The organism is Acidobacteriota bacterium (assembly GCA_016196035.1).
Classification (GTDB): domain Bacteria; phylum Acidobacteriota; class Blastocatellia; order RBC074; family RBC074; genus JACPYM01.
On the sequence record JACPYM010000015.1, the window covers coordinates 75,792 to 88,673 of the forward strand.

The following is a 12,882-nucleotide window of genomic DNA, read 5'->3' on the forward strand; positions in this document are numbered from 1 at the left end:
TCTTGGGGAAAGCAGGCGCATTCGCGGACATACAAGCGAATACGCCTGCTTTTGGTTTTATAACTCGCTTTCAAATCCCACCAGCAAATTGCAAATCTGATCCATCACGCCCGTCACCTCGCGCCCGCCGTTGGTGTAGTTGTTGCCGTAAAAACTGAAGATCAACACTTGCCCGCGCGCCGTCGTCAGATAGCCCGACAGCGCGTTCACATACGTCAACGAGCCGGTCTTTGCGCGCACGTTGCCCTCAGCAGGCGTGGTTTTCATACGTCGTTCCAGCGTGCCGTCGAAGCCGGCCACCGGCAGCGATTCGCGGAAGACGGTGAAGTGCGGATGCGTCATCATGAATTCCAACAGCCGGGCAGTCGCGCGCGGCGTCACCAGATCGGAACGCGCCAGCCCTGAGCCATCGCGCAAACTCAAACCTGTCAATTCAACACCAGCTTTTTGCAGGAATTGCTTGCGTGCTTCGACGGCACGGTCAAGGGTCGGTTTCGGTTTGCCGTATTGATCAAGCTCATACACGCCGTGTGGCCCGCCCAGTTGGCGCAGCAGTAATTCGGTGTGCAGGTTTTGACTCGGCTTGTTGATGACTTTGAGCAGTGTAGAGAGCGGCTGCGATTGCACGCTCGCCAATTCGGTCAGCTTCGTTTCGTCGAAAGGATTCGTCACGCGCGCGGCGGCGTCCCAATGCAACACGCGCCCGGTCAGGCGAATGCCGCGCCGTTGCAATGCCTCTTTCAACAAGGTCGCGGCAAAGCTGGCCGGTTCGTGCACGGCGATTTCGACCTCGAAGTCTTTGGCCCCGCGCGGAATCGAACCGAAGAATTCAACCACGTTGGTGTCGAGTTGGCGATAGACGCCGATGTGCGTCGTGCCATTCGCGCTCGTCGTCGCGCGATTGATGATGACAGGGAATTTGGTCGGCGGCTTCGTGGCAATCGTGGGCGCATCTCCGACGCGGCGGCCCGGCGTGACGACATAGGTGATGACGTTGTCATTGACGGTCAACGCGCTGACCTCTGCGCCGTAGTAAAACTGCAAATCATCCCACTCCCAGCCCACGCCCAGCTTGTCGCCCGCGAAGTAGCTGTCATCGCCAACGATGTTGCCCGTGATGACTTTGATGCCGCGCGCCTTGATCTGATCGGCCAACTGTTCGATGGCCGCGATCTTTTCGGCGGCATAAAAGTCGCCGTACTTCTGCGGATTCTCGGCATCAAAGCGCGCCGACAGATTGGGATCACCGCGCCCATACAAAATTAAATCGCCGTTGAGCACGCCCAGCTTGCTGACCGGTTTCGCCGCATAGACCGACGTTTTGATTTTGAACTTCGGCCCAAAGGCATCCAGCGCCGCCGTCGTGGTGTAGAGCTTCATATTCGACGCGGGCGTGAATGATTTCTCGGCATCGCGTTCAAACAGCACTTTGCCGCCAGCGGTTTGAGTATCGATCGTTTGAATGCGCGCGCCCCAGCGCATCGCCGCGAATTTTGGTTGATCGAGCAGCGCCGCGATCTGCGTTTGCAATTCGGCCAGTGTGGCGGGTTTGGGCGCGGCGGGCGCGGTTGCGTTTACGGCTTGTTGCGCCCAGACCTGGGCGGTCGTGAGCGTCAAGCAAAGCAGCCAGAGAATGCAGCGCGGATGTTGCTGTTTGGTCATATATTGTCGGAGTTGTTGGATGGTTGCGGCAGCGTCCGTGTGGCTTCCCACACTGGCGGACGTGGCGCAAAGCATTGTGTGTCAGCCGCCCCTAGCCCTATGCTGGCAATGGTGTGTGGCGAGCGAAACGCCACGCAGCATAACGTGAGTTCAAGGAAGTGCCAATCAGGAGGCTGCAATGTTGCACATCAATCACCGTCGTTTTACCTGCCAGGCGCACGTCGTTTTCATTTTGCTGACGGTGCTCATCCCCTTTGACGTGTTGGCGCAGTCGCCGGCAGAGCAAATGTTGGCGTCACGCGCACGAAGCGCCTTGCGTGCTTTCAAATACCGCGATGCCTCGACGCTGGCGGCCTTGACGCATCCCACCAAAGGCGTGCGCTTTTCTCCCTACGGCCACGTACTGGTCGAACGGGAGCGCAGGTTGACTAGGCAGCAAGTAGCGCGGCTCTTCACTGACCGTCGCTGCAATGCGTGGGGCGAAGACGATGTAACGGGCGAGACCATCAAACTCAACGGGCTGCAATACGTCGCGCGCCGTGTGTACGACCGCGATTTTCTGCGCGCCCCGCAGGTGTTTTACAACCAGGTCGTTTTCGGCGGCACGACGATGCCCAACAACGTGGCGGAGGTTTATCCGCGCGCTGTGTTTATGACTTTTCATTTTTCCAACACAGAGGAAACGGGCGCGCAGGATTGGACGAGTCTTTGTCTGGGGTTCGAGGAGCATGATGGAAAATGGTATCTGGTTGCCGTCATCCACAACGTTTGGACGATCTGACGGCGCGTCGCCTACAATCCAACCCATGTCAATTTTGATTGCCGAAGACAACGTCGCCCAACGCGCCTATCTGCGCGAACTGCTCGAACGCGAGTTCGCCGCTTACGCCCCGATTCTGGAAGCGGGCGACGGCGAGGCCGTCGTTAAGTTGGCGCTCGCCGAGCGTCCGCAATTGTGTGTGCTCGACATCCAGATGCCGGGCTTGTCGGGCGTCAAAGCGGCGCGCGCCATCTGGAAAGGCTTCCCTACGGCGCGCATCATTTTCTGGACGCAGTTCCCGCACGAGATTTACATCAATGAAATCCGCAAGCTCGTCCGGCAAGTCCAGCCGCCGCCCGCCTATGGTTTCATTGACAAGAACAATCCCGAAGGCCGCTTCCTGCGCTTCGTCGCCGCCGTGCTCGAAGACGGCGCGGATATGATTGATCCGAATTTCAAGGACGCCTTCACGCAACCGCTGCTGACCGATTTCGAGGCCGAGGCCTTGTATTACCTCGCGCTGGGGTTGTCGAATTGGGCCATCGCGCGCAAGTGCCATCTCAGTTTGCGCGGCGTCGAGAGCCGTTTGACCACGCTCTATGAAAAGCTGTTGCCGGCGGATGCGGCGGGGACGGCGGATGAGGGCTACGACAAACTGGCGTTCAACATTCGCACGCGGGCTTATTTCGAGGCGTTGCGGCGCGGGCTGTTGAATCAGGATGAATTGGCGAAGGCGAGCGAGCAGTTGGAACAGTGGCTGGCGCGGGATCGGAAGAAGTTTGCGACAGAACAAAAATAGCGCGAATTGCTATATCATCGCCCTCGGAGGAAGAGATCATGGATTACATCATCAAAGTGCGAATGCCCGATGAATTGTTGAATCAAGCCGAGCGCGCCGCCACCAGTTTGGGTTTGTCCGCTGATGATTACCTGCGGATCGCGCTGGCAGAAAAAGTCAGCCGCTGGGCAGCAGACGAAGAAGCGCAACAATTGATGGATGCGCGGATGCGCTACCTGTGGGATAAACGGGGCGAAGTCTATCGTCGCCTCGCGCAATGGCCGGCGGCATAATCCTATTGCCAATCAGCCTGACCACGTTAGAATGCCTAGTGAGCTTATCCAAACCAATTGGAGGACGTTATGACAGGTACTCAGATTGTCACCATTAGCGAGACGGCGGCGTTCACGCTGACGCCGGAATTGCTGCGGCAGATTGGCGTCGGTGTCGGCGATCAAATCGAGATTGCGTTGAACGACCGCTCACTCACCGTGCGTCCAGTGGCCGAGGCCGTCGAAAATGATGTGCGCCTTGAAGCCATGATGGATTCGATCATGGATCGTCATGACAACCTATTTCGCCGTCTTGCCGAAGGCCCGCAATAATGGAAGTCAGCTTCCCCGAGCTAAAAAACATCCTCACTTTCCACCACAAACAGATTGAACGTTATGGCGGTTCGCATGGTTTGCGCGATCAGGGCGCATTGGAATCGGCTTTGGCCGCAGCGCAAAACCGCTATGCTTATGAAGGGGCCGACTTGGCGGTTTGTGCGGCGACTTACACCTATCACTTGTCACAAGCCCACGCTTTCATTGACGGCAACAAACGCATTGCCTGGGGCGCGGCGCTGCTCTTTCTCGAAATGAACGGCGTGATTCTGACTGTGCCAGAGGCCGAAGGTGAAGCGCTTTGCCTGGGCATCGCGGACAGTCGCATCAGCCGCGCTGAAGCGGAACAATACTTCGCACAATGGATCACGTCGCTTGCCTAAAAGTGTTGTGCAGCATTCGATTTCACTGAAAATCTGCCTCTTGCTGGTTGCCACCTTCGTCGCGACGGCAACTCAATTACCAAACAGTTCAGTTGTTGCAGAAGAACCTAACCTATCTTCATCACTACCTCCGCAAACTGATGACGCCACTCTCAATCTGCATCGCTGGGGCGCCGTCACGCTCTTCCACGGCCTGCCCTCCGACCGCGTGCGTGCCATCATCGAAGACCAAAGCGGAGCCATTTGGATCGGCACTGACAATGGCTTGGTGCGCTACGACGGGCGCAATACGCAGGCCTTTGCGCAGGAAAGCGTATTGCCTTCGCGGCGGATTTTGGCGTTGGCGATAGATGCGCGCGGCGCGTTGTGGATTGGCACCGAAAGCGGAGCGGCGCGTTGGCACAATGAACAGTTGACCGTGTTGGAAGAGACACGTGGGCGCGCCATCAATGGCTTGGCGGCGGCGAATGACGCTGTTGTGGCTGTGACCAGCCAGGGCGAATTGCTGCGCTTTGCGTTGAATGCCGCGGATCAGCCGAGCAGCCAGGTGGCCGAACCGCGCCAGTTCGTCGCGGGCAAATTGGACGCCAGCAATCACCGGTTGCTGAGCCTGGGCGAGCAAGCCGATAGCGAAGGCGAGCGACATTTGGCTCCGTTGAATCTGACCTGCGTGGCGGCCGCGTCCAATAGCGATTATTTCATCGGTTCTGGCGGTCGTGGGGCGATGATTCATCACAATCTGACCGGCCAACCCAACGAACAACTGCGGGAGTTGGTCTTGCAACCGCCGCGTCCCTATCACCTCAACGCGGTCTTTGCCGCGGGTAATAAAGTTTGGCTGGGCGAACAAAGTGGCAAAACGCCGGGGCTGTGGCTCTATGAAAACGGTAGTGTGACGCGGCAACCCTTGGCAACGGGCACCGTGACGGCTCTTCACGGTGGCCTTGCTGGCAAAGATGCCGATGTTTGGGTGGGCACCTTTGCGCAGGGCGCGTTCCTGTTGCGCAATGGGCAGGTAGTTGAGCATCTGACCTTTGAAAACACGGGCGGCGGTTTGCGCGCGAATCGCATCACGGCGCTATACCGCGACCGCGAAGGCATCATCTGGTTCGGCACAGAACGTGGCGTGTGCCGCTACGACCGCGAGAGCTTTCGGGCGGCGGTGTTAAGCGAGCGGGCGCAGAGCAATTTCGTGCGCGTGATGTTGCAAGCGGCGGATGGCGAAACCTGGTGCGGCACTAATCGTGGCCTGTTCCGGTTAAACGCGGGCGCCGATTTAGGACCGTGGAGCGAAGTCCCGGAAGTGCAGGGGCGCGCGGTTTATGCGTTGCAAGAAAACGCGGGCGTGATTTGGGCGGGCACCAGCAGCGGATTGTTTCAAAAAGCCGCTGGCCGCACGGTCTTCGAGCGCGTGCCGCTGCAACCAGTGAGTGAAGCTGCCACCATTACTACTGCGCCCGCAGCGCTTGAAGATCAAACAAATGCTGCTGCTACGACTGACGCTCAGCCACCAACGCGCGAGAGTGTGCGGGCGTTGGCTTATTGGCGTGGGACGCTTTATGTCGCGGTTTATGAACGCGGGCTGGCGCGTCTGATGCCAGACAAAACTGTGTCCTGGCTTAAGCGCGAACCGTCGCTAAGCGCCGCCCTTTGCCTGACGCCAGAGGGCGAACAGGCGCTGTGGATTGGCACCGAGATGGATGCACTGTGGCGCTACGATGGAGCGGAGTTCGCAGCGATTGATCTCAACGCCATACGCAGATTGAATGACCCATACGGCGAAGCCAACATCGCCACCGACATTGCCATTCGTGCGGTTGCGATTGGCGCAAAGCAAGTCTGGCTCGGCACCAGCAAAGGGCTTTATGTGCGTGAGGGGAGCGACATTCGCCGCATTTTGCCCAGGGATAAAGCCCAAGTCTTCGCTTTGCAACTCACACGCGATGCCGAGGGCCGCGAAATCGTTTGGTGCGGGACGCGCAATAGCGGCCTGATCAAATATTTGCCCGCCGAAGATGTTTCGATTCGCTTTGATACTGAACAGGGCTTGGCTTCTTCGCAGGTTTTTGCCATCGCCGCGCAGCCGAATGCCGAGCATTTGTGGATTGGTACGAATCGCGGCGTCGTGCGGCATCAACCGAGCAGCGCGCCGCCGCATCTGGAAGTGCGCCGTCTGGTCGCCAATGAAATTTATTTACCAGATGCGTTGCTGGCTGAATTGGCACTGCCCGCGACGCAGCGCAACTTCCTGCTCGAAGTCGCAGCCTTGGGGGGAAGAACTTTTCCAGGGCAATTCCAATACGAATTCACCATCGAGCGTCGCGATGGCAGCGAAGCGCGCACCTTCAAAACGCCGGACGCGCAATTCGCCGTCGAGAATTTGCGCACGGGGCCATACACCATCATGGCGCGCGCCATCAGCCGCGATCTGGTTTATTCCGCGCCGCTCAGCCTGAAACTGCGCGTGCAAAATGCGCCCTTCCCCTGGCCGACGGTGTTGCTGGCAATTGGTTTGGTCGCGACCCTGGCGGGGGCGCTGTTGATCTTGCGCCAACGGCAGCGCTTGACGCTCAGCAATACGTCGCTGGAAAAGACGAACGCCGAATTGCAGGCCATGCGCATCCGGCTGGCGAACGAAACCGAAGCCGAGCGCGCCCGCATCGCGCGCGATTTGCACGACCAGACGCTGGGCGATTTGCGTCATTTGCTGGTGCTGACCGATCAATTGCCGAAAGCCGAAAGCGGCGGCTTGGAAGGGCAAGCCGCCGCGCCCACGCCCGCTGTGTTGCGACGCGAGATTGAGAGCATCTCGAACGAGATTCGCCACATTTGCGAAGACCTCAGCCCGTCGGTGCTGGCGAACATCGGCTTTCTGCCCGCGTTGGAATGGGCGCTGAGCGATGCCGTGGCGCATTTGCCCGCGCCGGAAAAATTCGCCTATGAATTCGGTTGCGAACCGGAATTGGAAGAACGCCTGCACCTCTCGGCGACCGAAGAGATTCAGCTTTACCGCATCGTGCAGGAAGCCCTTAACAACATCTGTCGCCATGCCCGGGCGCGCCACGTGCGCTTGAACGTGCGCGCGGAGCAGGGCACTGATTTGTTGATCGAAGTGTGCGATGACGGCGTGGGCTTCGCTGGTGAAGCGGGCGAGCACGTGACCGGGCACGGGATCGCCAATATCCGCTCGCGCGCCAACCTGATCGGCGCGCAGGTCGTCTGGCAGGCCGCCGCCCCGGGCTGTCGGTTTACGGTGCAGCAGCGCGTTGTGGTGCGTTGATGTTCTTTCGACGCGCAAGCATCTTTGGAGTGCGTGCGGCACAGGCCGCCGCTTTGGTACACCCTTCATCCTTCAACTCACAGAGGGCATACCAAAGCGGCGGCCTGTGCCGCACGCACTCCAAAGACTGCGCCAATCCATTCGCGCAGGCAGCAGCGTAATCAATGCAATTACACAACCGGCATTAACGCTTCAAACCAAAGGAGGATCAGATGACGCCAACCCAACCCGTGCCGCAACCCGGCGATGTAATGATGCAGATGATCTTTAACTTCTGGACGACGCGCGCACTGTATGCCGCCGCCAAACTCGGCCTCGCCGATTTGGTCAAGGACGGGCCACAAACTGCCGCGCAATTGGCGGCGGCGACAGGGACGCACGCTCCCTCGCTTTATCGCCTGTTGCGCGCGCTCGCCAGCGTCGGCGTGTTTGCCGAAGACGAGCAAGGACGGTTTGCGCAAACGCCGCTGTCAGACATGTTGCGCACCGACGCGCCGGTTTCGTTGCGCTGGACGGCCCTGGTCGAACTCGGCCAGGAGCATTTCGTGGCCTGGAGCAACTTGCTGCACAGCCTCGAAACGGGCGGCATCGCGTTTGAAGATCATTACAAAATGAATTGCTGGGAGTATTACGCGCAGAATCCCGAACACGCACAGAACTTCAACAATTCGATGACCGGGTTTACCGCCCTGGTCAATCAGGCCTTGCTGGCGGCCTATGATTTCAGCGGCATCAACACGCTGGTGGATGTGGCGGGCAGTCTGGGTGCGCTGTTAGCGGCGGTGCTGCCGCGCTATCCGCACATGCGCGGCGTGCTGTTTGATCAACCACACGTCATTGCTGATGCCGGGCCGTTGCTTGAAGCAGCAAACGTGCGCGCACGTTGCGAAATTGCCGGCGGCGATTTCTTTCAGGCAGTGCCGGCGGGCGGCGATGCTTACTTCTTGAAATTCATCATCCACGATTGGGATGACGAGCGCGCGCTGGCGATCTTGCAAACAGTGCAGCGCGCCATGCCCGCACACGGCAAATTGCTCTTAGGCGAAATGGTCGTGCCGCCGGGCAACGAGCCGAGTATGAGCAAGTTTCTGGACTTGAATATGCTGGTGATGCTGGGCGGACGCGAACGCACGGCGGAGCAGTTCCGCGACCTGTTCCAACGGGCGGGCTTCCGGCTCACGCGCATTGTGCCGACGCACTCGCCGATGTGTGTGATCGAAGGGGAAAAAGTCTCCTGAGCCTGTTCGATTTGCACTCAGGTGCGGGCGGCTCAATGTTGTATCGTCGTTGCGCCGCCTTTGCTTTGCGTCAGGTCAATCCAAACGCCAGCCCCAGAGCGTGCGTTGCCGCGTGTAAACGCGCACCGAATTGTCATGCTCGCCCGTCACGAGCCGCTTGCCATCAGGTGCGAAAGCGACGGAGAGTACCGATGGTTTGTGCGTGCCGACATTGCCGAGAAAACGCCGCCGCGCGACATCCCACAACGCTACCGTCTCGTCGTCGCTGGCCGAGGCGAGCACGCCTCCGTCTGGCGCGAAGGAGAGCGCTTCGACATTGGCCTTGTGCCGCCCGATGAAGCCGAGGTCTTGCAACGGCGCGACCTGCCACAACCGCAGCGCCCCGGAATTTTCGCCCGTCGCCAGCCGCTGGCTATCGGGCGCAAACGCGACGGCCACGAGGTTCTGTTTATTGGGGACGATTGCCTCTCGGAACCGCCAACTCCCAACTTCCCACAAATAGACGTGGCCGCCCGTTGCCACACACGCCAGCCATTTGCCGTCAGGCGAAAACGCCGCGCTGTGAATTTCCGGTGATGCAGAATCTTTCAGCGGCGCAAAATCAACCGCCACGCGCCCGTCTTCAAGCGCATAAACGCCAAAGGTCGTCGCCACCCATTTTTGATCGGGCGAGAGGGTGACACAGTAGCCGAGGTCGGACTCGCGTTTGTGCAACGGCGCAAAACTACGCAGCAGCGCGCGCGTCGTGGCGTCCCACAGCAGCACACGTCCATAAATATCGCTGGCGACAACCCGCCGTCCATCCGCCGAAAACGCGGTGGCGGCGAGCGGCGCGCCTTGCCCTGACAGGACGCCGCGCTTCAAACCGCTGGCCGCGTCCCAAAGAATGATAGAGCGATCTTCGCTGGCCGAAGCGATCATTTGCCCGTCGGGTGAAAAGCTCACGCTGCGCACCACGCCGCTGTGTTCGGCGAAATTGGCCGCCAGTTCTTGCTCGGCGATGTCCCAAACCATAATCGCACCATCGCCGTGCGTCGAGATCAAGCGTTTGGAATCGCGGGTGAATGCCAGACCCGTGACAATGTCGCGGCAGACGAAGCGCGCCAGTTTAGCCTGTGTTTGCGCGTCCCAGACGATGATGTTCTCGCTGCCCGTCGCCACCAGTCGGCCGTCGGGCGAATAAGCCACCGCGCGCCCGTGATCGCGGTGCGCGGGATAACGCCCAAGCAACTTGCGCACACCTGAACTCCAAAACCGGCTCACGTCCCAGAAGCCCACGAAGCCACTGTTATCCACCGTCGCCAAACGCGCGGCATCAGGCGCGAGTGCACAATAGCTCCAGCTCGGTTCGGCACTACTCGTGCGGAACTTCCCCGTCATCCACTCAAGGCTCTGCCAATCTCCGGTAATTAGCGCGCGGCTGTCGGGTGAAAACAGCTTGGGGCTGTAGCTTGGCAATTGAACGATGTTGCGCCACGTCCCCACTTCCCAAAACAGCAAATTCGCCGGCCCCGACGCAGCCAGCCAGCGGCCATTTGGCGTGAAAGCAATCGTCTCAATGCCGTGGTGCGGCGCAGGCAAGACCGCCGCCTGCGTCAAACACAGCGCGTCCCAAACAATGGTGCGCCCTTCGGAACTGGCGCTGGCAAACCATTGGCCGTCCGGTGAAAAGGCCACGGCGCTGACGGGGCCGCTATGTGCCAGCAACGTCGCGCGCCGTTCGCCACGCGCTACATCCCAAACGATCACCGCGTTATCATTGCCGACCGTGACCAGCGTCCGGCCATCCGGCGCGAGCGCCAAGGCGCGCGCCATGTCTTGATGCCCGTCGTGCAAAATCCGCTCTTGCCACTGCTCTGCGCGCGAAAGCAACGCCGCAACGCCAAACGTGATGGCCGCCACGAGCGCCGCCCACGCGGCCCATTTACCTAGCGCATTGAACAAGCTCTTCCGCAACAACGCGCGTTCCAGCTTTCCGCTTTTGAATTCAGACGCCCGCCAAGCTGTCCACCACGCGCTGAACGGCAGCCGCGTGCCCGCGTCCAGCGCCGCCAGCGCCACGTATTGATTGAGCAGCCGATTGGCTTGTTGCACGCGCACCCAGCGCCGCGCCCCTTTTGCGCCCGGTGCTTCGGCCAAGCGGCCCGGCAACGGGGGATTCAATTCCTTGAGCGCCTCCCACAACTCTTCGGCTGAATCATACCGGTCGTCAGGACGCTTGCGCACCGCACGCGCCACAATCACTCCCAACGCCGCTGGAATGGGCGCGGGCAATTCAGCCAACACCGCCAACTCATCCGCGCTCACCAACGCGGCCAGCTTCGCTTCCGCGCTCTTGTCTGCCAACGGATGCCGCCCAGCCAGCAGCTCCGCCAGCAATATGCCGAACGAAAAGATGTCGGTGCGTTTGTCCACTTGTGCGCCGCGCGCCTGTTCGGGCGCGAGGTAATCCGGCGTGCCGACGACCGCCCCAGCCAGCGTCAGTGATGGGGCGACAGTTGTTTCTGTTGCTCCCTGTCCTCCGGCCTCTCCGTCACCCGTTCCCAACTTGGCGATACCGAAATCCAGCACCTTGACCAGCCCGTCGCCGCGCAGCATCACGTTTTCTGGCTTGATGTCACGGTGGATAATGCCAGCTTGATGGGCGGTGTGCAGCGCGCCCGCAATTTGCGTGGCGATGCGCACAGCTTCGGGCCACATCAGCGCGCCCGCCTGCAAGTGTTCGCGCAAGGTGACGCCCTCGATGTATTCCATCACGATGAAGGGCAGCCCATCGCGCTGGCCTGTCGCGTGAATCGTGACGATGTTCGGGTGATTGAGCGCCGAAGCCGCCTGCGCCTCGCGTTCAAACCGCCCAAGCCACGCGGCGTTTTTGGCGAACAGTTCCGGCAAGACTTTGACCGCGACCAACCGTCGTTTCAGCCGCAAGTCTTCGGCTAGGTAAACACGCCCCATCCCGCCGCGCCCCAATTCGCGCACGATGAAGTAGGCATCGAATTCGCGCCCCAGCAACGCGCCGTCTGCGGCGGCCAGCACGCGCGCCAGCTTGTCCGCCGCCGCAGTTTCCAACAACCGGTCGCCGGTCAGGTCGTGCGCCAGCAGCGATGCCACCTCACGCCGCAATTCGTCGTCGCCCGCGCAAGCTTCGTCCAAAAAGGCCGCGCGTTCAGCCGGCGGCAAGCGGCTGGCCTCGGCAAAGAGCCGTTCGATCAGGGCATTGCGTTCGTCGTTGTTGTTCATAGGTATCCTCAAGCTGCCGGGGTGCGCTGCCGGGGTGCGCTGCCGGGGTGCGGTACCGGGAGCAGTAGCGACCGGGTGACTCCGAGTGCGTATGACTCGGAGTCACCCGGTCGCTACTGCTCCCGGTACCGCATCTTTTTCACCCGTCAGCGCGCGCCGCAACCACGCCTTGCCGAATTTCAAATCCTCCGTCACCGTCGCCGCCGAAACGCCGAGCGATTCGGCAATCTCGTTCCCTTGCATGCCGCCGAAGTATTTCAACACGACCACCTCGGCCACGCGCGGATGCCCCGCCGCCAGCAACGTCAGCGCCTCGTGCACGGCCAGCACTTCGGTCAGCCGTTCTTCCTCGACACGCACGGCCTCGTCCAGTGTGACCCGTTGCGCATCGGCGCCGTGTTTTTGATAGCCCCGCGCGCGCGCCAGTTCCACCAGCACGTGCCGCATCACGCGCGCCGCCACGGCAAAGAAATGCGCGCGGTCACGCCAGTGCGGCACCTCGCCGCCGACCAGCCGCAGCCAGGCTTCGTGGATGAGTTCGGTCGTTTGCAGCCCCAGCCCGGCGCGCTCCCGCCGCAAATAGCCGTGCGCCAGCCGGTGCAATTCGGCGTAAACCAGCGGCGCCAGGCGCTCCAATGCCGATTCGTCGCCGTTGCTCCAGGCCAGCAGCAATTGCGTGACTTCGCCTGTTTGCGAGGGGCGTGGTGTTGCGGAATCCGGTTGAACCATCGGTGTGCTCCACGTGCTGTTGCTGAATGTGTACGATCAAGGCCGCGCCAACCGTACCGTAGGCTGCGCGAGCCTGCGGCAAACTCGGCTGCAAACCTACCGGAACAATGGGCACAAACGCCAAGCCGCCGCAGGCTCGCGCAGCCTACGGTACAGTCCGCAGCCCCGAAAAATTTACAGAAAGAATCTATTTTTGCGCGCGCC

At 60.5% G+C, this 12,882-nt stretch carries 10 protein-coding genes; 7 read left to right on the forward strand and 3 right to left on the reverse strand.

Features of this window, described 5'->3' with window-relative positions:
- Positions 1 to 57: 57 nt before the first annotated feature.
- Positions 58 to 1,662 (reverse strand): D-alanyl-D-alanine carboxypeptidase/D-alanyl-D-alanine-endopeptidase, encoded by a 1,605-nt coding sequence (dacB, locus tag HY011_05265; GenBank protein MBI3422327.1) that lies wholly within the window; start codon positions 1,660 to 1,662, stop codon positions 58 to 60.
- Positions 1,663 to 1,840: 178 nt separating this feature from the next.
- Between dacB and HY011_05270 the strand changes: the two genes are divergently transcribed.
- From HY011_05270 to HY011_05300, 7 genes are all read left to right on the forward strand, one after another.
- Entirely contained in the window at positions 1,841 to 2,443 is a 603-nt protein-coding gene (locus tag HY011_05270) for a hypothetical protein (protein ID MBI3422328.1), read from the forward strand.
- Positions 2,444 to 2,468: 25 nt separating this feature from the next.
- On the forward strand, positions 2,469 to 3,221 hold the full coding sequence (locus HY011_05275; GenBank protein ID MBI3422329.1) for a response regulator transcription factor: 753 nt from the start codon (positions 2,469 to 2,471) through the stop codon (positions 3,219 to 3,221).
- A 38-nt stretch (positions 3,222 to 3,259) separates the two neighbouring features.
- Positions 3,260 to 3,493: a hypothetical protein gene (locus HY011_05280; protein MBI3422330.1), complete on the forward strand. Its 234-nt coding sequence runs from the start codon at positions 3,260 to 3,262 to the stop codon at positions 3,491 to 3,493.
- 69 nt (positions 3,494 to 3,562) lie between these two features.
- The gene (locus tag HY011_05285) at positions 3,563 to 3,805 is read left to right on the forward strand and encodes a hypothetical protein (GenBank protein MBI3422331.1); all 243 of its coding nucleotides are present in this window, start codon (positions 3,563 to 3,565) and stop codon (positions 3,803 to 3,805) included.
- Entirely contained in the window at positions 3,805 to 4,191 is a 387-nt protein-coding gene (locus tag HY011_05290; GenBank protein MBI3422332.1) for a type II toxin-antitoxin system death-on-curing family toxin, read from the forward strand. The genes HY011_05285 and HY011_05290 overlap by 1 nt, the downstream gene beginning before the upstream one ends.
- Entirely contained in the window at positions 4,184 to 7,471 is a 3,288-nt protein-coding gene (locus HY011_05295) for a hypothetical protein (GenBank protein MBI3422333.1), read from the forward strand. The genes HY011_05290 and HY011_05295 overlap by 8 nt, the downstream gene beginning before the upstream one ends.
- Positions 7,472 to 7,683: 212 nt before the next feature.
- Positions 7,684 to 8,709, forward strand: coding sequence for a methyltransferase (locus HY011_05300; protein MBI3422334.1), 1,026 nt, complete (start codon positions 7,684 to 7,686; stop codon positions 8,707 to 8,709).
- Between the two features lie 75 nt (positions 8,710 to 8,784).
- On the opposite strand, the gene HY011_05305 is transcribed toward HY011_05300, so the two are convergent.
- Positions 8,785 to 11,949: a serine/threonine protein kinase gene (locus HY011_05305; protein MBI3422335.1), complete on the reverse strand. Its 3,165-nt coding sequence runs from the start codon at positions 11,947 to 11,949 to the stop codon at positions 8,785 to 8,787.
- Between the two features lie 102 nt (positions 11,950 to 12,051).
- Positions 12,052 to 12,678 (reverse strand): sigma-70 family RNA polymerase sigma factor, encoded by a 627-nt coding sequence (locus HY011_05310; protein ID MBI3422336.1) that lies wholly within the window; start codon positions 12,676 to 12,678, stop codon positions 12,052 to 12,054.
- Positions 12,679 to 12,882: the final 204 nt, after the last annotated feature.